Origin of the sequence: Gordonia spumicola (genome assembly GCF_009932475.1) — a bacterium.
Classification (GTDB): Bacteria; Actinomycetota; Actinomycetes; order Mycobacteriales; family Mycobacteriaceae; genus Gordonia; species Gordonia spumicola.
On the sequence record NZ_BJOV01000005.1, the window covers coordinates 1,625,388 to 1,649,489 of the forward strand.

Genomic DNA, 24,102 nt, shown 5'->3' on the forward strand with positions numbered 1-24,102 from the left:
GAGGCTCTCGGTAAGCTCGACGTGTGACGTTCCTCCGCTACACGGCCCTCGGCGACTCCTTCACCGAAGGAGTTGGCGACATCGACGAGACTCTGCCGAACGGCGTCCGGGGCTGGGCCGACCGGGTGGCGGGCGCGTTGCACGTCGTCGATCCTCGGGTTCGATACGCGAACCTCGCGATCCGAGGACGCAAACTGGTCCCGATCGTCGAGGAGCAGGTCGACGCGGCCATCGCCCTCGAACCCGACCTCGTGACGATCCACGCGGGCGGCAACGACCTGCTGCGGCCGAGCGTCGACATCGACGCCATCGCCGCCGTCTACGACGACGCGGTCCGTCGGCTCGTGGCGACCGGCGCGACCGTGGTCGTGTTCACGCCGCACGACCCGGGCGCGGCGCCGGTGTTCCGCGCCCTCCGCGGCCGGTTCGCCATCCTCGCCGAAGCGATGCGGGCGATCGCGGACCGCCGCGGCGCCGTCCTCGTCGACTACTGGCGCATCCGCGACTACGACGACGTCCGCCTGTGGAGCTTCGACCGCCTCCACATGTCGCCCGCGGGCCACCAGCGGATGGCGATCGCCGTGCTCGACGCACTCGGTGTCGAGCACGACCTCCAGCCGCTGCCGCTGCAGCCACTCCCGGAGCTGTCGAGTGTCGACCGTCATCGAGAGGACCTCGGCTGGGTGACCGGATTCCTCGGCCCCTGGCTCGGACGCAGGCTCCGCGGCGTCTCGAGCGGCGACGCCGTCGAACCCCGATTCCCCACCTGGTCCGTCCCGCCTGCCTGACCCCGGGGTTTTCCCGCCCAGGTCAGGCCTTGCTGATGTCCGCGGTCACGCCGTCGCTCAGTTCGATGGCTCCCGCTGTGTCGGTGGCGACGTCGAACGTGGTCGCGAGGACTTCACCGGCGATCATCGCGGCGTGCGTGCGTGCGACGTCCACGACGTCGTCGGCCACCACGAGCCGCACCACGATGCGATCCGAGACCTCGAGACCGAGGTTGCGGCGGGCATCCTGCAGTTCGCGGACGCGGTCCTTGGCCCAGCCCTCGGCCTCCAGTTCCGGCGTCACCGCGGTGTCGAGGACGACGAGGCCGCGTCCGCCGGGCATCTCCGCGGTCGAGTCCGGCGACGCCGCGACCAGCTTGCGGGTGAACTCCTCGCCGCGCAGCTCGATGCCGTCGGCGACGACGACCGGCTCACCCGTCTCCTCGCTGGTCCCGAATTCCCAGTTCCCGGACTTGACGGCCTTGATCGCACGCTGGACGTCCTTGCCGATGCGCGGACCGGCGGCACGGGCGTTGACGGCGACCTCCACCTTGCCGAACGCGTCGACGTCGGTCGACAGCTCGACCTTCTTGACGTTCATCTCGTCGGCGATCAGGTCGGCGTACGGCGCCATCGCGTCGGCAGTCGGCGAGGCGACGGTCAACCCCGGCAGCGGGAGTCGAACGCGCAGCTTGTTGGCCTTCCGGACGCTGGACGCGACCGAGCACACCGACTGGATCTCGTCCATCGCGGCGACGAGGTCGGCGTCGGCGGGCAGTTCGCCCTCGGCGGGCCAGTCGGTCAGGTGCACCGACCGCTCCCCGGTGAGCCCGCGCCACATGGCCTCGGTCGCCAACGGCAGCAGCGGAGCAGCCAGACGCGCGGCCACTTCGAGCACCGTGTACAGCGTGTCGAACGCATCGGCGTCCGACTCCTGACCGGCCCAGAAGCGCGCACGCGACCGTCGGACGTACCAGTTGGTCAGCGACTCGCAGAACTCGCGGAAGCTCTCGCATGCGCCCGCGATGTCGTAGACGTCGAGCGCCTGCGTCATCTCGTCACGCGTCACGGCGAGCTTGGCGAGGATGTACTTGTCGAGGACGTTCTCCGAGTCGGTCCGCCACGTCGCCTGACGGTCCGCGTACAGCTGCAGGAAGCTGTACGCATTCCACAGCGGCAACAGCGCCTGGCGGACGCCCTCACGGATGCCTCGCTCGGTGACGACGAGGTTGCCGCCGCGCAGGATCGGCGACGCCATCAGGAACCAGCGCATCGCGTCGGAGCCGTCGCGGTCGAACACCTCGTTGACGTCCGGGTAGTTCCGCTTGGACTTGGACATCTTCTGGCCGTCGTCGCCCAGCACGATGCCGTGCGCGGCGACCGTCTTGAACGCGGGGCGGTCGAACAGCGCCGTCGCCAGGACGTGCAGGTTGTAGAACCAGCCGCGCGTCTGACCGTTGTACTCGACGATGAAATCGCCCGGATTGTGCGGAAGCAGGCCCTTGGCCGCGTCTCCGTCGAACCATTCGGTGTTCTCGAACGGGTAGTGCGCCTGCGCGAACGGCATCGAACCCGACTCGAACCAGCAGTCGAGCACCTCGGGGACACGACGCATCGTCGAGCGGCCCGTCGGATCGTCCGGGTTGGGACGGGTCAGCTCGTCGATGTACGGGCGATGCATATTGGTCGGACGGACGCCGAAGTCGGCCTCCAACTCGTCCAGGCTTCCGTACACGTCGACGCGCGGATGCTCCGGATCGTCCGACACCCACACCGGGATCGGCGCACCCCAGAAGCGGTTACGGCTGATGTTCCAGTCCTTGGCGCCCTCGAGCCACTTGCCGAACTGGCCGTCCCGGATGTGCGACGGCGACCAGGTGATCTCCTGGTTCAGCTCCAGCATGCGGGCCTTGATCGGCTGCACGGCGACGAACCACGACGGGACCGCCATGTAGATCAGCGGCTTGCCCGACCGCCACGAGTGCGGGTACGAGTGCTCGATCGTCTCGTGACGCAGGATCCGGCCGGTTCCCTTGAGGTCCTTGATGATCACCGGGTTCGCGTCGAACACCTGCAGGCCCTCGTACGGAGGGACGAGCGCGGTGAACTTGCCGCCCGGATCGAGCGGCTGGACCACCTCGATGCCGTTGGCGCTCGCGCAGTCCATGTCCTCTTCACCGAAGGCCGGCGCGAGGTGGACGATGCCCGTGCCGCTGTCGGTCGTCACATAGTCGGCGAGCAGCACACGGTGTCGATTCGACCCGCTCGCTTCGCTCCCGGCGTCGTGAGAGTCCGAGTGGCCGACGAAGAAGTCGAACGGCGGCGTGTAGGTGAAGTCGGCGAGTTCGCGCCCCACATGGGTGCCGACGGTCTCGACCTCGCCGAGCTCCTTCGCGTACGCGCCGACGAGGGCGGTGGCGAGAAGATAGTCGACGCCTTCTGCGGTGCGGACGTGCGAGTACTCGACGTCGGGGTGGACGGCGATCGCCAGGTTCGACGGCAGCGTCCACGGCGTGGTGGTCCAGATCAGAGCGTTGACGCCGTCCAGCGGCGAACCGGGAGCGGTCAGCGGCATGGTGACGGTGACGGCCGGGTCCTGCCGCATGCGGTAGGCGTCGTCGAGCTTGGCCTCTTGGTTCGACAGCGGCGTCTGCTCGTACCAGGAGTACGGCAGCACACGGTAGCCCTGGTAGACGAGCCCCTTGTCGTGGAGACGCTTGAACGCCCACATGACCGACTCCATGAAGTCGAGGTCGAGCGTCTTGTAGTCGTTGTCGAAGTCGACCCAGCGGGCCTGACGGGTCACGTAGTCGCGCCACTCGCCGGTGTAGCGGAGCACCGAGTCGCGGCAGTACTCGTTGAACTTCTCGACGCCCATCACCTCGATCTCCGACTTGTCGGTGATCCCCAACTGACGTTCGGCCTCGAGTTCGGCGGGCAGCCCGTGGGTGTCCCAGCCGAACCGGCGGTCCACCTTCTTGCCGCGCATCGTCTGATAGCGCGGCACGACGTCCTTGACGTAGCCGGTCAGCAGGTGACCGTAGTGCGGCAGACCGTTCGCGAAGGGCGGACCGTCGTAGAAGACGAACTCCTCGGCGTCCGCGCGGTTCGCGATCGACGCCTTGAAGGTGTCGTCGGACGCCCAGAAATCGAGGACGCGCTGCTCCACGTCCGGAAACGACGGAGCACCGCGGCCGGTCCCGCCCGTCAGGTCGACGATCGGGTACACCGGTGCGGTGCTCTGGTCTGGGGTGTTCTCGCTCATCGCGGCTCCTCGTGCCCGTGCTGATCGCTCAGCGTGTCTGGCACGGGGACGCGAATCCCGCCGAGGGATCGCGCGGTACCACCCCGCTTGCGCCGCACACGTGCGACGCCACTCGAATCGACGGCTGTGACGGGCCTACCCGTTCGGTTCTACTGAGGCGGACGACCGCCTGTTCTTCCGAAAGCTCCCCGGTGATGGCCGGATCGTCGCCGTGATCGGTGGAGAGTCTACCCGCCCGCTCGCGGGTCGGTCGACTCGGTTTCGTCGCCGTACACCAGCTTCATCTCGGGCAGATTCGGGTCGTGCGTATTGACCACGACACCGTCCGACTCGCCTTCCACGCGTCGCCGACGTCCGACATAGCCGGAGTCGGTGTTGATCTGCGGCTGACCGCCGGTGATCGGGTCCGCCGCGGGGGCGGGCTGCGGGTTCGCCTCGTACGACGGTGTGACGGGAATGCGTCCGGTCGGCGTCGCCGCAGGGAACTGACCCGTCACCGAACGGATGTAGTCGTTCGCGTCGCCGGTCTCCGCCTGCACCGGCTGCTGGCCGGTGTCGTACTGGGGGCCGCCGACGTACCGCGGCTGTGAACCGGTGTCGTAGCGGGGCTGCGAACCGGTGTCATACCGCGGCTGCGAACCCGTGTCATAGCGGGGCTGCGCGCCCGTGTCGTAGCGAGGCTGCTCGTACGACGGCTCGCCGAACGGCGCCGCGGGCTGCGACCCGGAGTCGTACTGCGGCTGACGACCGGACACGAAGCGCGGGGCGTCGTCGACGGGCGAGCCGTGGGCGTCCGGCGACACGATGGATCCGAGCCCCCGACCAGGCGTCTGGGCCACCGGTTCCGACTCCCACGACGGTGCGACGTCCTCGGCCCGGTCCACCTCGTCGTCGACCAGTTCGTCGGCGTCGTCGTCGAGCGGCTTCGACCGCGACTCGCCGCCGCGGATGGTGAACAGCGGTTCGTCGGCGACACCGGATCCGCGCCGCTTGTTGGCACGCAGGGTGTCGACGAGGAGTACCGCGAGGCCGATGACGCACACGACGATGCAAGCGATCGCGAGCGCGAAGTTCGCGGTGATGAGAGCGAAGACGAGCAAGCCGAAACCGACGAGGGTCAACGCTACGGCAGCTATCAGCACGAGCGGGGTCCCCTCGTCGGTCCGGTTGTCAGGTGGTCGATCACGCTAGTTCTGCGGGTATCCGCCGTCGAAGCCCTGCGGCGCCTGGCCCGCGTCCGCGGGTGCGGCACTGCCGCGCTGCTGGAGTTCTTCCAACTGCGACTCGAGGTAGGTCTTGAGGCGGGTACGGTACTCGCGCTCGAACGTCTTGAGCTGCTCGATGCGGCCTTCCAGCACGCCGCGCTGCTGGTTGATCGTCGACATGATCTCGGTGTGCTTCTGCTCGGCGTCACGCTGCAGGAAGTCGGCGCGCTCCTGAGCCTGGCGGACATGGGCCTCGGCGCGGGTCTGCGCATCGGCGAGCAGGGCCTCGCTGCGCTGACGAGCGTCGGCCAGGGTCGCGTCGGCGTTGCCCTGCGCCTCGTTGACCATGTACTCGCTGCGCTGGCGCGCGTCGGTGAGGAGACTGTCCGCTTCGGCGCGAGCCGAACCGGTGACCCGGTCGGCGGCGTCCTGCGCGAGCGCGAGGACTCGCGCCGCGCGACCGTGCGCGTCTTCGTCGGGCGCGGGGGCGACGACCGGAGCGGGAGCCGGTGCGGGCTCGGGAACCGGAGCCGGTGCTGGAGCGGCGAACGCCTGGGTACGGTCGGAACCTGCGCGGGCACGGGCCTCGGCGAACTCGGTCTCGAGCTCGGAGACACGCTGCTTGAGGTCGTTGTTCTCGTCGATCAGCCGCGCGAGCTCCGCCTCGGCGAAGTCGAGGAACTGGTCGACCTCGTCCTCGTTGTAGCCACGCTTACCGATCGGCGGTTTGCTGAACGCCACGTTGTGCACATCAGCCGGTGTCAGCCGCATTCCGGGTTCCCCTCTTACATCTCCTCGAGTCCGGTCGGATTCGAGTCGCTATGTCCTGCGTCGAGTACATGCGGTCCGCGTCAGCGAACACGTCGATGCGATAGATCTTCCATCGCAATTCCATTAATACCAGTACCACTACGTCACTAGCGTGTCATCTCGTCACACCAGGACCAAGCTTCGACCACCGCCTCCACCGGTTCGAAATACAAACTCGGCCGAAACGTCACACACGGTGGAACTTCGCCGGTCGCGATAGCTGGCCTGACGCTGTGAACAGTGACTATGCCTCGACGGCCACGTCAGACGGGTCGATCGACCGTTCGGCCGACAGTCGACGCGCCCCGACTCGCATGTGTGACGCGCATTTCATTCCCGGTCGGCAAAAACATCCGGTGATACGACAGTCGACATTTCACAACAATGGCGAACAATTGTTCGAGAATGCGTTATCCGGCGGCGAAACTGAGCGTCACCTGCATGCCGATCGACACCACGATCAGGATGATCAGCAGCGAGAGGTCGAGCCGGATCGCACCCAGATTCAACGGCGGAATGAGACGGCGAAGGAGCTTCACCGGCGGATCGGTGAGGATGAACACGAGTTCGATCAGCACCACCGACGCACCTTTCGGTCGCCACCGACGCGCGAACGACTGCACCATCTCCACCACCAGCCTGCCAAGCAGGAGCAGCATGTAGACGAACAGCACGAAGTAGAGGATCCACAGAAACGACGTCACAGGACAATCGTGCCTGATTCCTGACGACGACGCCGCGTCGACCCGCCGGACGGCGGGTCGACGCGGCGTTCGCGCGACGGGTGAGCGGGTGTCAGGATCGGCTGGAGTAACCGGTCTCGGCGATGCGGCGGCGCTGCTCCGGGCTCACGTCGATGCCCGCGGGCGAGAGCAGGAACACCTTGGTCGCGACCTTCTCGAGCGATCCGCGAACCGCGAACGCCAGGCCCGCGGCGAAGTCGACGAGACGCTTGGCGTCGTCGTTGCTCATGTCGGCGAGGTCGATGATCACCGGATTGCCGTCGCGGTAGCGCTCGCCGATCGTGCGCGCCTCCGAGTAGTCGGCGGGACGCAGCGTGGTGATCTTGGCGGCCTGATCGACGACCTGGTCGATGTCGGGACGCAGTTCGGGGGCGATGGCGTTGGCCCCACGCACCTGCATCGACGGGCGATCGAGCGGTTCCAGACGAGAGCGGACGGGAGCCTCGTCGGCCAGTCGACGCGGGGCCTCCGCCCGACGAGCGGCGATGTACGGACGCTCCGAGCGCGGCGCGTAACCGCGTCCACCCGCGTACTCCGGCTCACGGTAGGGCGCGTCGCGGTACTCGCCGCGGAACTCCGACTCGCGGTACTCGTCCTCCTCGTAGAACGGCTCCTCGCGCAACGAGTTGGACCGGTACTTCTCCATGTACGTCCGCTCGCGGGCGTTGAGCGCGGGGCCCTCCGCCGGCTCGTCGAAGTAGTCGTCGTCGTACTCGTTCGGAGGCACCATGCCGAAATATGCCTTGAACTTCTGCATCGTCGTCATCGGAAGCCCTTCTCGTGATGCGCGTGGTGGATGGTGAAGTTGTCGTCAGATGATCCAGGTGATTCTGTTGTGACCAATGTGACTAGGGAGAGAGTAGCGGTCTCGCGCCCATGATCGCGGTTCCGACACGCACACACGTCGATCCCGCAGCAATCGCCTCTTCCAGGTCTCCTGACATGCCAGCCGAGAATTCCACAGCATCGGGATGCGACGCAGCGAACCGTTCGCGAATCGCCGCGGCATCGGCCATCGCGGCCTCCGGCGGACTCCCGAGCGGCGCGATCACCATCAATCCGTCCAGGCGGAGCGCATCGCTGCACGCCACGCGGTCGGCCGCCGCCGCCAGATCGGCCTCCACCAGACCACCGCGGTCGGGATCGCCGTCAAGGCTCATCTGCAGCAGGACTCCCAGCGGCGCGGTCCGCTCGCCGTCGTCGAGGCTCCGTCGGGCGGCCCCGCCGAGCGCCTCGATCAGATCGAGCGAGTCGACCGAATGGACCCGCCGCGCCCACCGGGCGACCGAACGCGCCTTCTTGCGTTGCACTCGCCCGATCATGTCGGCGTCGAAGGCTATGTCGGGCCGAGCCCGCGACACCTCGACGAGCTTGCGGCTCGCCTCCGGCTCCCGCGACTCCCCCACCTCACGCACCCCGAGGTCGAGGAGCGCGACCACGTCGGACGCCGGGAAGAACTTCGTGACGACGAGCAAGGTGACGTCGCCCTCCGCCCGTCCGGCGGCGCGGACCGCCGCGTCGACACGGTTCCGGGCGGCCGTCAGTGCCGCCGAGAGCTCGGCCGACCGAGCTTGCGTCACGCCCGAGCCCCGGCGGTGTCGATCCAGATGACCGACGCGATGCGGCCCGTCGGAGCCCCGCGGCGATGGCTGAACAGAGTCAGGTCGTCGATCGTGCAGCGCGGATCGAGCGCGACACCGCCGACACCGGCCTCCAGCAGCTGCCTGCGGATGCCGGCCCGCAGGTCGAGGCCCGCGGTGCCCTTGGACGTCCGACACGCACTGCCCGGCAGGTGCTTCTCGACGTCGGCCTGCATCGCGGGCGGAACCTCGTAGCGCTCACCGGAGGCCGCGGGTCCGAGAAACGCGCCGATCCGCTCGGCCTTCGCTCCGAGACCGACCATCGCGTCCAGGACGACGGGCACGATTCCGATCCGGGCGCCGACGCGACCGGCATGGACCGCGGCGATCACGCCCGCCTCGTCGTCGCTCAGCAGAATAGGGACGCAGTCGGCGGTCAGCACGGCGAGCGCGAGATCGGTCTGGGACGTGACCAGGGCGTCGGTCACCGGGACCGGTTCGGTCACCGGCCCGTCGACGACCGTCACCGTGCGGCTGTGCACCTGTTCCATCCAGACCACGCGATCGGGCCCCACCCCGAGATCGCGAGCCAGACGGGACCGGTTCTCCGCCACGGCGATCGGATCGTCGCCGACGTGATCACCGAGATTGAACGAGTCGTACGGCGACTGCGAGACCCCACCGGCCCGCGTCGTCACGGCACGACGGACCGTGAATGCCATGTGTCGAGGACCAGCTCACTTCATGAAGTCGGGGACGTCGACGTCGTCGTCGTCGAAGCGCGGACGCTTGGGACGCGACTGGTCGACGAACGGGCTCGACGACCGCTCGCCCGCATTCGGGAACAGCGGGTCGCCCGCCGCGGGCGTCGAGGTGTGACCCGAGCTCGCCGGGGCCACCGCGGGCTGTCGAACGGCAGTGGCGGCCTCGACCTTCTTACGGGGCGCCCCGCTGTCGAATCCGGCAGCGATGACGGTCACGCGGACCTCGTCGCCGAGGTTGTCGTCGATCACCGTGCCGAAGATGATGTTGGCCTCCTCGTGGGCGGCCTCCTGCACCTGCGACGCAGCGTCATTGATCTCGAACAGGCCGAGGTCGCTGCCGCCCGCGATCGAGATGAGCACGCCTCGGGCGCCCTCCATCGACGCCTCGAGCAGCGGAGAGTTGATCGCGGCCTGGGCCGCCTTGCTGGCACGACCGTCTCCGCGTGCCGCACCGATGCCCATCAGCGCGCTGCCCGCGTCGCTCATGACGCCCTTGACGTCGGCGAAGTCGACATTGATCAGGCCCGGCGTGGTGATCAGGTCGGTGATGCCCTGGACGCCGTTGAGGAGCACCTCGTCGGCGCTGCGGAACGCGTCCATCAGCGAGAGGTTCGAGTCGCCGAGCTGCAGCAGGCGGTCGTTGGGGATGACGATGAGCGTGTCGCACGATTCGCGCAGCGCGGTGATCCCCGCGTCGGCCTGGCCGCCGCGACGCTTGCCCTCGAACGAGAACGGCCGCGTGACGACGCCGACGGTGAGCGCCCCGAGCTTGCGGGAGATCGACGCGACGACCGGCGCGCCGCCGGTGCCGGTGCCGCCGCCCTCGCCCGCGGTCACGAAGACCATGTCGGCGCCCTTGAGGAGTTCCTCGATCTCGTCGCGTGCGTCCTCCGCGGCGGCCCGGCCCACCTCGGGGTTCGCGCCCGCGCCGAGGCCGCGGGTCGAGTCGCGGCCGATGTCGAGCTTCACGTCGGCGTCGGAGATCAGGAGGGCCTGCGCGTCCGTGTTGATCGCGATGAACTCAACGCCCTTGAGACCCTGCTCGATCATGCGGTTGACGGCGTTGACACCACCGCCGCCGATGCCGACGACCTTGATGACAGCCAGGTAGTTGTGGGGTGGCGTCATGATGCCTTCCTAATTCGAAACCGAAACCCTAAAGGTAAACCAGAGGGTTATAGTTATGTCAAGTACGTACCACTGAGTGACAACGGTATTGACTGCGCCGACCCGTGCCTCGTAAGGCGCATGGGCGTGTCGCAGATTGTTCGCTGAGAACCTCGACGGCGTCAGCTGACGGCGGGAAACTCCGGACTCGACACGTTGTAGGTGTCGCCCTGCACTTTCAGCACGCTCTGCAGGGCCGCGGCCTTGTCCGCGGTGCGTTCGGCGTCGCCCCACACCACCCGACGTTTGGACTTCAAGACGAGGGTGACATCGGCCGACGACGCCGCCTCGATCGTCGCCGTCCGTGCGCGGAGCCAGTCCGGAAGATCCTGGGCGACCGCCAGCGCGGCGAGCGTCGACGGGTCCTTCGCCCCGGGGTGCGCCACGGACAGCACCGGCAGCCCCGAGAACTCCTTCGGGACCGACTTCCGATCCGGAAAGGTCTGGTAGACCATGCCGAGCCTGTCCATCACGCCGATCTTGCCCGACCAGTCGAGCGTCACCACCGGCGTCCGTTCGGTCACCTCGATCGTCAGCGTCGACGGATAGCTCCGCTCCACCTTGACCTGCTCGACGGCCGGGATCACCGCTATCCGTCCGGCGATCGCACCGGTGTCGACCTGCAGGAGCGGCTTGCCCTCGGGCGCCTGCGCCAGCCGAAGCACCTCGTCGCGGTCGACGATGGTCGTACCCGTCACCTCGACGGACCGGACCGACATCAGCGGAGAGAAGTACGCGAGCGCGATTCCGCCCCCGACGAGCACCACGACGCCCACCGCGATGAGGATCACCGAGAGCTTGCCGGGTCGACGTCGCCGCTTCACCGGCTCCGCCCGGCGATGCCTGCCGCCGCGTTCGGTCATCCGTGCCGTGCCAACGCCGACAGGATGGACGCCGCCTGCATCGTGATGTCTCCCGCTCCGATCGTCAGCACCAAGTCGCCGCGTCGAGCGATCGACGCGACGGCCTCGGGGATCTCCGACACGTTGGGCACGAATCGTGCGGGAACCGTGACCGCGTCGGCGATCAGGAGTCCGCTCACTCCCGGCTGAGGCGCCTCGCGAGCGCCGTACACGTCGGCGACGATCACCTGGTCCGCCAGGCTCAGCGCGCGGGCGAACTCGACGGCGAACTCCGCGGTCCGCGAGTACAGGTGCGGCTGAAAGACGGCGATGACGCGACCCGAGCCGTGACGCACCACGTCGCGGGCCGCGGACAGCACCGCGCGCACCTCGGTCGGGTGATGCGCGTAGTCGTCGTAGACGTCGACCTCGCGTTCACGTCCGCGGAACTCGAATCGACGATGGACCCCGCTGAAGCCCTCGATGCCGTCGGCGACCAGATCGGCGTCGTGTCCGGTCCGCACGCACGCGACGAGCGCGCCCAGCGCGTTCAACGCCATGTGTCGCCCGGGCAGCGTCACGTCGAGTGATCGTTCGACGACGTCGGGGGTGACCGGTGGATGCAGGCGGACCGACGCGGTGCTGCCCGCGCCGCGCGGGGTCACCTCGAGCAGTTCCGCGACGAGCGGGACGCCGGGAGCCAGATCGGCGTGCTCCCCCGAGCCGTACCCCAGGACCGCGACGTCGCGGGCGGCCAACGCCTCGACACAGCGTCCGCCGAGGGCGGCCGACCCGGGATCGTCGAGGCAGATCACCAGCGTGCCGCCCGGCCGGATCAGCGCGGCGAACTCGTCGAACACCTCGACGTACGCCTGTTCCGTGCCGAAGAAGTCGAGGTGATCCACCTCGATGTTGGTGACGACGACGATGTCCGGGGTGTATTCGAGGAGCGAGCCGTCGCTCTCGTCCGCCTCGGCGACGAACACTCCGCCGCTGCCGTGATGGGCGTTGGTGCCCGACTCGTTGAGCTCGCCGCCGACCGCGAACGACGGGTCGGCGCCGCAGTGCTGCAGCGCGACGACCGACATCGACGTGGTCGACGTCTTGCCGTGCGTCCCGGAGATCAGCAGCGTCCGATGCCCCTGCATGAGGAGGGCGAGCACCTGCGGCCGGTACAGGATCTCGATCCCCCGCTCGCGAGCCTCGACGAGCTCGGGGTTGTCCTTCGGGATCGCCGCATGCGTGGTGACGACGACCGTCGGTCCGCCGTCGAGCAGGTCGAGGGCGGTGCGATCGTGGCCCACCCGGATCTGTGCTCCGCGCGTGCGCAGCGCCAGGATTCCGCGCGAGTCCTTGGCGTCCGAACCCGAGACGCTGCCGCCGCGGGCCAGGAGGATGCGGGCGAGGCCGGACATGCCAGCGCCGCCGATGCCGACCATGTGGACGCGTTGCAGTTGCGCTGGCAGGGGTGCGGGAGCGGTCATCGGGTCCTTCTCTCCTTCGCGAGCTCCACGGCTGCGGTCGCCACGGCCATCGCCGCATCCCGGTGTCCGACCGACGCCGCGGCCGCCCCCATGGCCGTCAGACGCTCGGTGTCGGTGATCAGCGACGGAATGGTCGCCGCCACCCACTCGGGTGTGACGTCCTCGTTGTCGACGATGAGGCAGCCGCCGACCTGTTCGACGGGCAGCGCGTTGAGCCGCTGCTCACCGTTGCCGTGCGGCAGCGGAACGTAGACGGCTGGCAGTCCGGTGGCGGAGATCTCGGCGACCGTCATGGCTCCGGACCGGCACATCACCAGGTCCGCGGCCGCATACGCGAGGTCCATCCGGTTGAGGTAGCTCACGTCGACGTACGGCGGGGCGCCGTCGGGCGAGCGCGGGTCGATCGAGTTCTTGGGGCCGTAGGCGTGCAGAACGCCGATGCCGGCCTCCCCCAGCGCCCCCGCGGCCGGGGCCACCGCCTCGTTCAGTCGCTGCGCTCCCTGCGAGCCGCCGAAGACGAGAAGTGTCGGCGCATCGGGGTCGAGTCCGAAGAACTGGCGCGCCTGCGCGCGCACGGCCGAGCGGTCGAGTGTGGTGATGGCCCCCCGCACGGGGATGCCGACCACGGTGGCTCCGGACAGTCCGCAGTCGGGCACGGCCGCCATCACCCGATCCGCGAGCTTGGCGCCGACCTTGTTCGCGACGCCCGCACTCGCGTTGGCCTCGTGGATGACGACGGGCAGGCGCGCGCCGCCGCGGATCGTCGACCGCGCGGCGAGGTACGCGGGCAGTGCGACGTAGCCGCCGAAGCCGACGACGACGTCGGCCTGCACCTCACGGAACACCTTGCGGGTGGCGCGGACCGACCGCATGACCCGCCACGGCGTCTTCGCCAGTTCGACGCCGGGCTTGCGGGGCAACGGCACCGGCGGGATCAGCTTGAGGTCGTAGCCGCGTTCGGGGACGATCGTCGTCTCCAGGCCACGCGTGGTGCCCAGGGCCGTGATCCGGGCCGTCGGGTCGAGCTGACGGACCGCGTCGGCCACCGCGAGTGCAGGCTCGATATGGCCCGCGGTGCCACCGCCCGCGACGACGACGGACAGCGGCCTGCCGGCCTCCTTCTTCGTGCTCACCGGCGCCTGGTCTCCCCTTCATTCCGTCTCGCAGAACGCGATCGCGGCGCTTGTGCGCCTGTCTGTCTGGTCCGTTCGGCTCGCGCCGCAGCCGTCCGCGGCATGCGCGGCTGCTCTCGACGGAACGTGCCCGGTTGCCTGACAGGATAGTGGATCTCTCCGGACGAGCTCGGCGTCGACCCGCGTCCCCGACCCGCGCGCGGCACACGCGCCGACCGGACGGGGGCCGGACGTCGACGATCCGACGTCGACGCCGCGCGTCGGGGATCCCGACGAGCCCGGTCGGACGGCCGACGCGGAGGCTTGTACGCCTGCGGGATCGGCAGCCGCAGCAGCCGTGCCAGCCCCTTGGGCTTCGGCGCCGTCAGCGCGGCGACGGCCGCCGGTTCGTGACGGGCCGCATTGGCGAGCAGGCCGAGCATCGTCAACATCGTCAACGCCGACGTTCCGCCGTACGAGAGGATCGGCAACTGGATGCCGGTGACCGGCAACAGGCCGATGACATAGCCGATGTTGATGAACGCCTGCGCGAGGAACAGGACGGTGATCGTGACCGACAGCAGGCGCAGGAACGGGTCGGCCGACCGGCGTGCGATGCGCATGCCGACCCAGCCGAGGCACATGTACAGCGTCACGACGCTGAGGGCGCCGACGAGGCCGAGTTCTTCGCCGATGATCGCGAAGATGAAGTCGTTGTGCGCGTTGGGCAGGTAGTTCCACTTGGCGGTGCCCTGGCCGAGGCCCTTCCCGAAGATGCCGCCGTCGGCGAGCGCGTACTTGGCCTGATTGGCCTGATAGCCGCTGCCCTGCACGTCCTGCGAGCCGCCGAGGAAGCTGAACACGCGCGCCGCGCGGTAGTCCTCGATGAGTGCGAAGGCCACCGCGCCGACGGCGAAGATCGCACCGAAGGACACGACGAACCGGCCGGGCAGGCCGGCGAAGATCAACAGCGTGCCGACGATCATGACCAGGATCATCATCGTCGACTGGTTCGGCTGGATGGCGACCAGGAAGGCCACGGCCCCGGCGACCGGCAGGAGCGGCAACAGCAGCTCGCGACTCAGCGTTCCGCCCGGTCGTTTGTGCGCGAGGATGCTGGCACCCCACAGACACAGGGCGACCTTCGCGACCTCGGACGGCTGCAGCGTCAGTCCGCCGATCTCGATCCAGCGCTTGGCGCCACCGCCCTGCACACCGACACCGGGGATCATCACCATGATCAGCAGGAACACCGACACCAGCAGCAGGGGGAACGACAACCGCTGCAACAGCGCGGGAGTCATCCGCATCGCCATGTAGAAGCACACGAAGCCCAGTGCGACGAACATCGCCTGGGTGGTGAACATGCCGTACGCCGATCCGTCCTTCGCGAAGCCGTCGACGGACGACGCCGACAGCACCATCAGCAGGCCGAGCACGGTCAAGATCACGGTCAACGACAGCACTATGTGGAAGGACGTGAGCGGACGCCCGAGGAGATTCGCGACGCCCTGACGGGCGGTGCCGAGCACGGCGCGCACATCGACCGTGGACAACGACATGTTGAGGCCTCGGCCCGGTTCGGCGCGCACGGCCTCGTCGGGGACTGCCGCGTCGCGTGCGTCGTCGCCCGTGTCCTCATCGGCGTTCGAGGCGTCGGCCGACGCCTCCGCGTCCGCCGTCTCGTCGTCCGTCGCCTGCTCGTCGACGTCCGGCTCGTCGGGCTCTGCGGCGTCTCTCATCGGCCGGCGGCGGAGTCGGCGAGGGCGGTCGACGCCGCGGCGAACGAATCGCCGCGCGCGCCGTAGCTTGCGAACATGTCGAGCGATGCGGCCGCGGGCGCCAGGAGCACCGCGTCCACGCCACGACCGGAGCCCGCCTGGTCTGCCTCTGCCAACTGCCAGGCGGCCGAGACCGCCTGCGCCATCACCGCGTCGGCGCTCGACGCGCCGGTCGGTGTGACGGCCGAAATGTCGTCACCGGTTCGCTGAGTCTTCACCGAACCATCGTCCCCTGTGAATACTGTGACTGCTGGGACTTCTGGGGCGTGTCGCGCAATCGCGTCGAGAATGATCCGCCGATCTGTGCCGATCGCGACCACACCGGCGAAGCGATGCGCGTTCCGCGCGATCAACTCGTCCACCGCGGCGCCCTTGAGCAGACCGCCGGCGATCAGCACCACCCTGTCGTACCCGGACACCGCGGCCTGCGCGGCGTGCGGATTCGTCGCCTTCGAGTCGTCGACGAACACGGTCCCGCCGATCCGAGCCACCGTCTGCCCACGGTGCGCCGCCGGCGAGAACGCGGTGAGTCCACGTTCCACGGCGTCGCCGTCGACGCCGATCGCCCGCGTCACCGCGGCCGCGGCCAGGGCGTCGAGCAGGCCCGACGGACCGGCCGGTCGGATGCGGTCGGCCGCGATGAGACTCCGCGTCCCCGGCCCGAACGCGCGGTCGACGAGGACGCCGTCGGCCACACCGAGCTCCCCCTCGTGCGGGACGGACAGGGTGAATCCGACCCGGCGCGACGACTGTCCGACCGGCAACGTGGAGGCGACGGCGTCGTCGAGCCCGACGACGGCGGTCTCGCCGAGCAGCGCCCGCTGTTTGGCCTCCGCGTAGGCGTCGAACGACCCGTGCCAGTCCAGATGGTCCTCGGCGACGTTCAACACGACGCCCGCATCGGGCCGCACGGACGGAGCCCAATGCAGCTGGAACGACGACATCTCCACCGCGAGGACGTCGGCCCGCGGGGTCGCCCGGAGCGCGTCGACGACGGTGAGCCCGATGTTCCCGCACGCCAGGACCGACCGGCCGGACGCCTCGACGATGGCCTCGACCATCGAGGTGGTCGTGGTCTTGCCGTTGGTGCCGGTGATCACCAGCCAGGTGCGCGGTGCGCCGTACAGTCCGGCCCGGTCGACGTGCCAGGCCAGTTCCACGTCGCCCCACACGGGGATCCCGGCGGCCGCCGCGGCGACGAGCAGACCGTCGTCGGGCCGGAACCCCGGGGAGACGACGATCAGATCGATGTCGGCGGGCGCGGCGGTGACGCCGTCGACGACGAAGGCGTCCGGCCCGACCGTCGCGACACCGCGTGCGAGGAGGTCCGGGTCCACCCCGCCGTCGGCGAACTTGGTGTCGAGCATGGTGACGTGCGCACCCTGCTCACCGAGCAGGTCCAACACCGCCAGGCCCGTCGCACGCGCTCCCGCGACGAGGACCCGTCGTCCGTGCAGATTCAGATCAGCGCTCATCCGATCAGCTCTGGTGCGAGAGGAACTCGCTGTAGAACAGCGTCAGACCGAGGGCGCAGGCGATCGCCGTGAGCAGCCAGAATCTGATGATCACCGTCGTCTCGGCCCAACCGCCGAGCTCGAAGTGGTGGTGGAACGGCGCCATGCGGAACACCCGCTTGCCGGTGGTCTGGAAGAACGCGATCTGCACGACGACCGAGATGATCTCCGCGACGAACAGCGCACCGAGCACCACGGCGAGGAGTTCGGTCTTGGTGGTGATCGACAGTCCGGCGATGAGACCGCCGAGGGCCAGCGAACCCGTGTCGCCCATGAAGATCTTGGCCGGCGCGGCGTTCCACCACAGGAAGCCGAGGCACGCCCCGCCCGCGGCGACGGCGACGACCGCGAGGTCGAGCGGGTCGCGGACCTGATAGCAGCCCGCGCTGTCGGCGTCCTTCGGGAGCAGTTCGCACGACTGGCGGAACTGCCAGAACGTGATGAGCACGTACGAGCCCATCACCATCGCCGCCGATCCGGCCGCGAGTCCGTCGAGTCCGTCGGTGAAGTTCACCGCGTTCGACCATGCGGCGACGACCAGCCAACAGAAGAACACGAACCCGATCGCGGTCAGCGAGATGATGCTGATGTCGCGAGCGTACGACAGGTGCTCGCTCGCGGGAGTGAGGTCGGCCCCGTTGCGGAACTGCAGGAGCAGGACGCCGAAGATGATCGCCGCCAGGAACTGGCCGACGGACTTCGCCGTCTTGTTGAGTCCGAGGTTCCGCTGCTTGCGGATCTTGATGAAGTCGTCCAGGAATCCGACGACGCCGAGTGCCGTCGCCAGGCCGAGGACGAGCAGACCGGACGCGCTCGGGCCCTCGCCGCCACCGATCAACCCGGCGAGATGCGCGCCGAGGTATCCGGCCCACAGTGCGGTGATGATCGCGACGCCGCCCATCGACGGGGTGCCGCGCTTGGCCTTGTGGCTCTCGGGGCCCTCGTCGCGGATCTCCTGGCCGAACCCCTGACGGGAGAACACCTTGATCAGCACCGGGGTGAGCAGAATCGACACCGCCAGCGAGATCGCTCCCGCGATCAGAATCTGGGTCACAGCTGATGAATCCTCACTCGTCGAGAGAACTTTGAATACTGAATCTATCCTGTGAACGGCTCGACCCCGGTCATCCGGTGGCCGGTTGCGCGTCGGATGTCACACTTCGACGACACGAACCCCCAGGTGGAGCTCGTTCCGCCAGTAGTCGATGAGTGCGGGGGCGAGATCGTCTGGCCCCGCCACCACCACAACGTCGCCCGGGCCCGGACGATAGCCCTCGACGGTCCGCATGTGGTCGACGGCGTCGGCCGGCGTGGCGACGAACGCCGCCTCGTCGCCCCACGAGCCCTCCATGACGGCGCCCTGATGCAGCGCCCTGACCACCCGGGACGTGCCGACGGCGACGATCTTGTCGACTGCGACGCGGACCGCCTGACGTCCGAGACCGTCGTGGTCGACGGCGCGCGCGTTGTCGTCGGACGCGGAGCGGTCGGCGAGTTCGCCGAACACGGCCCAGGTGCGCGCCGATCCGCCCGCGCGGTGCGCGCTGCCCGCACCGCTGTCCGCGGCGAGCGCGACCATCTCGCGAAGCAGCCTCTTCGCCGCGGCGACATCGGAGCCCGAGCCCGCGACGAGAACCTGCAGCGGCGACGCGGCCGCGGCGAGCGCCTCACCGAGGACCGCACGGTCGTCGAACAGATGCTTGACACCGTCGATCTCCTGCCCGGTCTCGTGGCCCTTGCCCGCGATCAGGACGACGTCGCCCGTGCTCGCCCAGTCGACGGCCGCGGCGATCGCCGCGCGGCGGTCGCCGATCTCGCGGATGTCGGTGGCCCGCCGCTCCGACTCCGGGACGCCCTCGGCTCCGGCGACGACGGCCGCGCGAATGCTCGCCGGATCCTCCGACCGCGGATTGTCGTCGGTGACGATCACCAGATCGGCGGCGCGGACGGCCGCGGCGCCCATCAGCGGGCGCTTCTCGGTGTCCCGATCGCCGCCCGCGCCGAGCACCACGGCGATCGACCCGTCGGTCTCGGCGGCGAGCGTCGCGAGGACCGCTTCGACGGCCGCGGGCTTGTGCGCATAGTCGACGACGGCGAGGAAGTCCTGCCCGCGGTCGACCTTCTCCACGCGGCCCGGAACGGCGACGTCGGCGAGTCCGCGGATCGCGACGTCGACGTCGATCCCGGCCTGCTCCACGGTCGCGAGGGCCACCAGCGCGTTCGCGACGTTGTACGCACCGGGCATCGGCACCGTCACGTCGCGTCGGACGTCGTCCGGTCCCACCACCGCCACCTGCTGGCTGCCCTGCTCGGCGACGGTGACCGCGGCCACCCGCCATCGCGCCCCGGTCTCCCCGGGCGTCCCGGTCTCCCCCGTCGACACCGTCACCGTCGGGTGGTCGCCGTCCGCGGCGATCGACGCCATCGCGCGTCCCCACTCGTCGTCGACGCAGATCACGCTGCGCTCGGCCCGATTGGGGGATCCCGCCGCGAAGAGCCTGGCCTTCGCGTGGAAGTACTCGTCCATCGTCTTGTGGTAGTCCAGGTGATCCTGCGACAGGTTCGTGAAGGCTCCGACCGCGAATCGGCAGCCGTCCACCCGCCCCAGCGACAAGGCGTGGCTCGACACCTCCATCACGACCGCGTCCGCGCCGCGCTCGAGCATCACCGCGAGGAGTCGTTGCAGGTCGGGGGCCTCCGGTGTGGTCAGGTCACTCGGGATCGGCTGCCCGTCGAGCCGTGACCCCGTCGTCCCGACGAGGCCGACGCTCCATCCCGCCGCCCGCAACGCCGACTCCGCGAGGTACGACGTGGTGGTCTTCCCCGACGTCCCGGTGATCCCGATGAGCGTCAGCGTCGACGACGGGTCGCCGTACACGCGAGCCGACAACCGGCCGAGCACGCCGCGCGGCTCGTCGTGGACGAGGACGGGCAGTTCGACGCCCGCGCCGCGCACCGACGCGAGCCCAGCCGGATCGGTGAACACCGCCACCGCTCCGGCGTCGACCGCCTGGTCGACGTAGGCGGCCCCGTGCGTCCGACTGCCAGGCATCGCGGCGAACAACTCGCCCGGACCGGCCGACTGCGCGCGCAGGGTGACCCCGTCGACCGCGACGTCGAGCCCGTCGAGCACCGCACCCGTCAGGGCCGCGAGGTGCGACAACGACACCGGCTCGGTGGTCGGTCGGAAACTCTCGCGCGGGGCGCCCGCTGCACTGCTCACGTCGAAATCTCTCCCAGTCGATGCCGCACGCACGCCGACCGGGCGCGCGTCTCGTCCGTTGAATCTACCGTGGAGGCCCGACGGTGCGACCAAGCCTGCCAGGGCGATCAGGCCTGCAACCGCAGACGGGGCGCGGGCTGCGCCGAGTACGGCACCCGCTCGTGCTGCAGCAACCAGGCTCCGATCGTCCCGAACAGCGGAGCGGCCGACTGGCCGCCGGAACCGTCCGAGCTGCGGACCGGGTTGTCCATCATGATCCCGACGACGTACCGCGGGTCGTCCGCGGGCGCGATGCCCGCGAACGTGATGTTGTAGCTCGACCGCGAGTAGCAGTTGCACGACGGGTCGACCTGCTGAGCGGTGCCGGTCTTGCCGGACGTCTGGTAGCCGGCGATGGCGCCCTTGACACCGGTGCCCTGCTGATCGCCCCCGCCGTCGTCCTGCATGACGGCACGGAACATGTTCCGGACCGTCGTCGCCGTCTCCGGCGACACCACGCGCACGGGATCCGGCCGGTCACCGCCCGCGATGATGCGCGGCGGAATCCGCACGCCGTTGTTGGCGATCGCCTGATACATGGACGTCATCTGCAGCAGGGTCATCGACAGGCCCTGGCCGATCGGGAGGTTGGCGAACGAGCCGCCCGACCACTGGCTCAGGGCGGGGACGTCGCCGGGGCTCTCGCCCGGCAGTCCCACACCGGTCATCGTCCCGAGCCCGAAGCGCGCCAGCATGTCGGCGAAACGTCGTTCGCCGACGCGTTGGGCGAGCATCAGGGTGCCGACGTTCGACGACTTCCCGAAGACGCCGGTCGTCGTGTACGGCGCACTGCCGTGTGCCCACGCGTCGTTCACGGTGATGCCGGACATCTTGATCGAGCCGGGGACGCTCAGCACCTCGTTCGGGTTGGTCACGCCGTACTCGATGGCCGCCGACGCGGTCACGATCTTGTTCACCGACCCCGGCTCGAACGGCGAGGTGACCGACCTGTTGCCGAGATCGGCGTCCTTCTGGTCGTCCAGCGGTTTCGACGCGTCGAACGTGCTGTCGTTCGCCATCGCGAGGACCTCGCCGGTCCTGGTGTCCATGACGACGGCCGAGACGTTCTTGGCGCCCGACGCCTTCTTCGCCATGTTGACCTGGCTCTGGACGAACCACTGGACGTCGGAGTCGAGCGTGAGGCGGACGGTCTTGCCGTCCTGCGCCGGGTGCACGTTCCGCATGCTGCCGGGGATCATGACGCCGTCGCGTCCCTGATCGAACGTCTCCGTGCCGCCGGTGCCCGCCAGCACGGGGTCGAGGGACGACTCGAGACCGATCAGACCGTTGCCGTCGTAGTTCACGTCGCCGACGACGTTCGCGGCGAGCGAACCGCCCGGGTACACCCGCACGCTCTGCTTCTCCGCGCCCACCTCGGGGAACTTGTCCATGACGTTCGTCGCCAGCTCAGGCGTGATGGCCCGCGCGAGGTACACGAAGTCTTTGTCCGAGGACAGTTTCGCCAGCAGGTCGTCCGAGGTCACACTGCCTCCGAGCATCGACGAGACGCCCGTCGCGATCTGCTTCAGACGCGTGGCCGAGTCCGGGAGGGCCGGATTCTTGGTGTGCTCGTCGTCGATCGACGCGCGGACGGCCTTCGGCTGGAACGTCAGGGCCCGCGCGTCGTCGGAATGCGCGAGCAGACGCCCGTTGCGGTCGACGATGGCCCCCCGGGTCGCGGGCAGCTGCAGCGTCACCGATCGCTGCTGTGCGGCCAACGCCGAGATCTGGTCGGCCGCGATCACGTTGACGTACACGAGCCGACCGGCCACCAGCACCAGCGCGATGATCACGATCGCCCACAGCATGCGCTGACGCCCGATGAAGCGGGACGACGCCGCGGAGTCCAGTTCGTCGAGGCGGTCGTCGTCTGGCGGGGGCGTCGGCGGCGTCATACCGCCCGCCCACCGCCCACCCGGCCGGGACGCGGGCGGGCGCACGGAACGAGATCGGGTCATGATTGACGATTCTCCACCCGCTCAGCGCGCACGTGCGGTATCCGGCTTCGGCGTGGCGGCCGACGTCGGGATCACATTCGGGGCGGGCGAACCCGACGGGACCGGTGCGACGGTCGTCGGCGTCGACTCCGCCTGGCGCGGCTGATCGCCGAGCCCCTCCGAGTCGTCGACCTTGGTCGGGTTGATCTTCTTCACCGGATCGGCGTCCGGATTGAGGTCGGGCAACGCCTTCCCGTCAGCCGGGGTCGCCGTGCCGCGCGTGCGGGTCTTGCCGTCGGGTCCGACCGTCAGCTGCACGGCTCCGTTCGCGGGCACCATGCCGAGATCCTTGGCCTGCTGCGCCAGCTCGGGTGCGGCGTCGGCCTTGTCGAATGTGCGCTGCAGATCGTCCCGCTTGTCGGTGAGCGCCTGATTCTGGCTCTTCAACGTCTCGAGCTCGTACGAGTCCTGCGCAGCCTTCGTCGTCAGGTACAAGGTGAGACCGAGCGCGCCGACGATCAGGGCGATCACCGGGAACACCAACGGCACTCCGCCGATGCGGCGGCGGGCGACCGTCGCGCCGGGAACCGCACCGCCCAGGCGCCGCTCGCGCCGGTCGAGGGCGCGCTGGGCGGCCTTGGACCGGTTCGCGCGGCTGCTCGCCGCCGCCTGACGCGTGCGCCGCGGACGCCGAGCGCCTCCCCTGTCGGTCCGAGGCTCGGCCCCCGCCGAGCGCTCGGGACCCGTTGTACGGTCGTCGAGCAGCATGCTCACCGTGTGCCCCCTTCGTCTGCTGCCACGCGTTCGATCGCGCGGATTCGGACCGGCGCGGAGCGGGGATTCGCTTCGCGTTCGGCCGCGTCGGCCTGTTCCGCTCCCCGTGTGACGAGGGCGAACCGGGCGGCCGTTCCCGGAAGATCCACCGGCAGTCCGGCCGGTGTGGTGTTGCGCACGGCTTGTGCGAAGTCTCGTTTGACGATGCGGTCCTCGAGGGACTGATAGCTCATCACCGCGAGCCGTCCACCCACCGCGAGGACGTCGAGCGACGCGGGGATCACGCCGCGAAGCGACTCGAGTTCACGGTTCACCTCGATGCGCAGCGCCTGGAACGTGCGCTTGGCCGGATGTCCGCCGGTTCGACGAGTCGCGGCCGGGATCGTCGCGTACAGCAGTTCGACGAGGCGCCCGCTGGTCGTGAACGGTTCGATCGCGCGTTCCCGCAGCACCGCTGACGCGATCTTGCCCGCGAAGCGCTCCTCGCCGTACTCGCTGAGCACGCGGGCAAGCGCCCCGTGGTCGTAGGTGTTCAGGACGTCCGCCGCCGTCAGTTCGTCGTCGGCGTTCATCCGCATGTCGAGCGGTGCGTCCACCGAGTACGCGAATCCGCGGTCGGTCCGGTCGAGCTGCATGGAGGACACCCCGAGGTCGAGCAGGACGCCGTCCACACTCGTCATGCCCGCGCGGGCGACGACGTCGTCGATCTCGTCGTAGCGGGCGTGATGGAAGACGACGCGGTCGCCGAACCCGGCCAGACGCTGCGTCGCGATGTCGATCGCCGACGTGTCGCGGTCGATCGCGTGGACGGTGAGGCCCGGCAGCCTGGAGAGGAAGTACTCCGTGTGACCGCCCGCGCCGAGGGTGCCGTCGACGAGGACCGCATCGGCGCCGTCGTCGGACCGCCGCGTGAGAGCCGGAGCCAAGAGATCGAACATGCGGTCGGCCATCACCGGCACGTGCCCGTGTTCACCCTGTTGCCGGTCGTTCACTGCGTCTCCTCCCCGGTATCGCGGTATGACGAAGTACGCCACGATCTCGTGGCGACGTGTGGTGTTGTGCTGGAGAAGAACCGGAGCGGAGACGACTCTGCGG

General features: G+C 69.3%; 19 protein-coding genes. 1 reads left to right on the forward strand and 18 read right to left on the reverse strand.

Annotation, left to right across the window (positions count from 1 at the left end):
• The first annotated feature begins 23 nt into the window (after positions 1-23).
• A complete protein-coding gene (locus tag GYB83_RS18800) occupies positions 24-788 on the forward strand; it encodes an SGNH/GDSL hydrolase family protein (protein WP_161896853.1) in 765 nt (254 codons plus the stop codon).
• 22 nt (positions 789-810) lie between these two features.
• On the opposite strand, the gene ileS is transcribed toward GYB83_RS18800, so the two are convergent.
• From ileS to rsmH, 18 genes are all read right to left on the reverse strand, one after another.
• Positions 811-4,032 (reverse strand): isoleucine--tRNA ligase, encoded by a 3,222-nt coding sequence (gene ileS / locus GYB83_RS18805; protein ID WP_161896854.1) that lies wholly within the window; start codon positions 4,030-4,032, stop codon positions 811-813.
• A gap of 227 nt (positions 4,033-4,259) precedes the next feature.
• On the reverse strand, positions 4,260-5,174 hold the full coding sequence (locus GYB83_RS18810) for a hypothetical protein (protein WP_161896855.1): 915 nt from the start codon (positions 5,172-5,174) through the stop codon (positions 4,260-4,262).
• A 45-nt stretch (positions 5,175-5,219) separates the two neighbouring features.
• Positions 5,220-6,008 carry a DivIVA-like cell division protein Wag31 gene (wag31, locus tag GYB83_RS18815; RefSeq protein WP_161896856.1) on the reverse strand — a complete coding sequence of 263 codons (789 nt, stop codon included), beginning with the start codon at positions 6,006-6,008 and terminating at the stop codon, positions 5,220-5,222.
• A 449-nt stretch (positions 6,009-6,457) separates the two neighbouring features.
• A complete protein-coding gene (locus GYB83_RS18820; RefSeq protein WP_161896857.1) occupies positions 6,458-6,751 on the reverse strand; it encodes a YggT family protein in 294 nt (97 codons plus the stop codon).
• A gap of 91 nt (positions 6,752-6,842) precedes the next feature.
• Positions 6,843-7,556 (reverse strand): cell division protein SepF, encoded by a 714-nt coding sequence (locus GYB83_RS18825; RefSeq protein WP_161896858.1) that lies wholly within the window; start codon positions 7,554-7,556, stop codon positions 6,843-6,845.
• Positions 7,557-7,638: 82 nt separating this feature from the next.
• A complete protein-coding gene (locus GYB83_RS18830) occupies positions 7,639-8,370 on the reverse strand; it encodes a YggS family pyridoxal phosphate-dependent enzyme (protein WP_161896859.1) in 732 nt (243 codons plus the stop codon).
• A complete protein-coding gene (gene pgeF, locus GYB83_RS18835) occupies positions 8,367-9,092 on the reverse strand; it encodes a peptidoglycan editing factor PgeF (protein ID WP_161896860.1) in 726 nt (241 codons plus the stop codon). The genes GYB83_RS18830 and pgeF overlap by 4 nt, the downstream gene beginning before the upstream one ends.
• A 15-nt stretch (positions 9,093-9,107) precedes the next feature.
• Positions 9,108-10,262, reverse strand: coding sequence for a cell division protein FtsZ (gene ftsZ, locus GYB83_RS18840; RefSeq protein ID WP_161896861.1), 1,155 nt, complete (start codon positions 10,260-10,262; stop codon positions 9,108-9,110).
• A gap of 161 nt (positions 10,263-10,423) precedes the next feature.
• Positions 10,424-11,164, reverse strand: a complete 741-nt coding sequence (locus tag GYB83_RS18845) for a cell division protein FtsQ/DivIB (protein ID WP_186349812.1) — start codon at positions 11,162-11,164, stop codon at positions 10,424-10,426.
• The gene (gene murC, locus GYB83_RS18850; protein ID WP_161896862.1) at positions 11,161-12,627 is read right to left on the reverse strand and encodes a UDP-N-acetylmuramate--L-alanine ligase; all 1,467 of its coding nucleotides are present in this window, start codon (positions 12,625-12,627) and stop codon (positions 11,161-11,163) included. The genes GYB83_RS18845 and murC overlap by 4 nt, the downstream gene beginning before the upstream one ends.
• Positions 12,624-13,760: an undecaprenyldiphospho-muramoylpentapeptide beta-N-acetylglucosaminyltransferase gene (murG, locus tag GYB83_RS18855; RefSeq protein WP_161896863.1), complete on the reverse strand. Its 1,137-nt coding sequence runs from the start codon at positions 13,758-13,760 to the stop codon at positions 12,624-12,626. Before murG ends, murC begins: the two co-directional genes overlap by 4 nt.
• Positions 13,757-15,481 carry a putative lipid II flippase FtsW gene (gene ftsW / locus GYB83_RS18860; protein WP_267130335.1) on the reverse strand — a complete coding sequence of 575 codons (1,725 nt, stop codon included), beginning with the start codon at positions 15,479-15,481 and terminating at the stop codon, positions 13,757-13,759. The genes murG and ftsW overlap by 4 nt, the downstream gene beginning before the upstream one ends.
• Complete coding sequence (gene murD / locus GYB83_RS18865; RefSeq protein ID WP_161896864.1) at positions 15,478-16,995, reverse strand: UDP-N-acetylmuramoyl-L-alanine--D-glutamate ligase; 1,518 nt, start codon at positions 16,993-16,995, stop codon at positions 15,478-15,480. Before murD ends, ftsW begins: the two co-directional genes overlap by 4 nt.
• A 4-nt stretch (positions 16,996-16,999) precedes the next feature.
• Entirely contained in the window at positions 17,000-18,088 is a 1,089-nt protein-coding gene (gene mraY / locus GYB83_RS18870) for a phospho-N-acetylmuramoyl-pentapeptide-transferase (RefSeq protein ID WP_161896865.1), read from the reverse strand.
• Positions 18,089-18,187: 99 nt separating this feature from the next.
• A complete protein-coding gene (locus GYB83_RS18875) occupies positions 18,188-20,257 on the reverse strand; it encodes a UDP-N-acetylmuramoyl-L-alanyl-D-glutamate--2,6-diaminopimelate ligase (protein WP_161896866.1) in 2,070 nt (689 codons plus the stop codon).
• A gap of 107 nt (positions 20,258-20,364) precedes the next feature.
• Positions 20,365-22,254, reverse strand: a complete 1,890-nt coding sequence (locus GYB83_RS18880) for a peptidoglycan D,D-transpeptidase FtsI family protein (protein WP_161896867.1) — start codon at positions 22,252-22,254, stop codon at positions 20,365-20,367.
• 21 nt (positions 22,255-22,275) lie between these two features.
• Positions 22,276-23,001 (reverse strand): cell division protein FtsL, encoded by a 726-nt coding sequence (gene ftsL / locus GYB83_RS18885; RefSeq protein WP_228461769.1) that lies wholly within the window; start codon positions 22,999-23,001, stop codon positions 22,276-22,278.
• A gap of 2 nt (positions 23,002-23,003) precedes the next feature.
• A complete protein-coding gene (rsmH, locus tag GYB83_RS18890) occupies positions 23,004-23,999 on the reverse strand; it encodes a 16S rRNA (cytosine(1402)-N(4))-methyltransferase RsmH (protein ID WP_186349813.1) in 996 nt (331 codons plus the stop codon).
• Between the last annotated feature and the right edge of the window lie 103 nt (positions 24,000-24,102).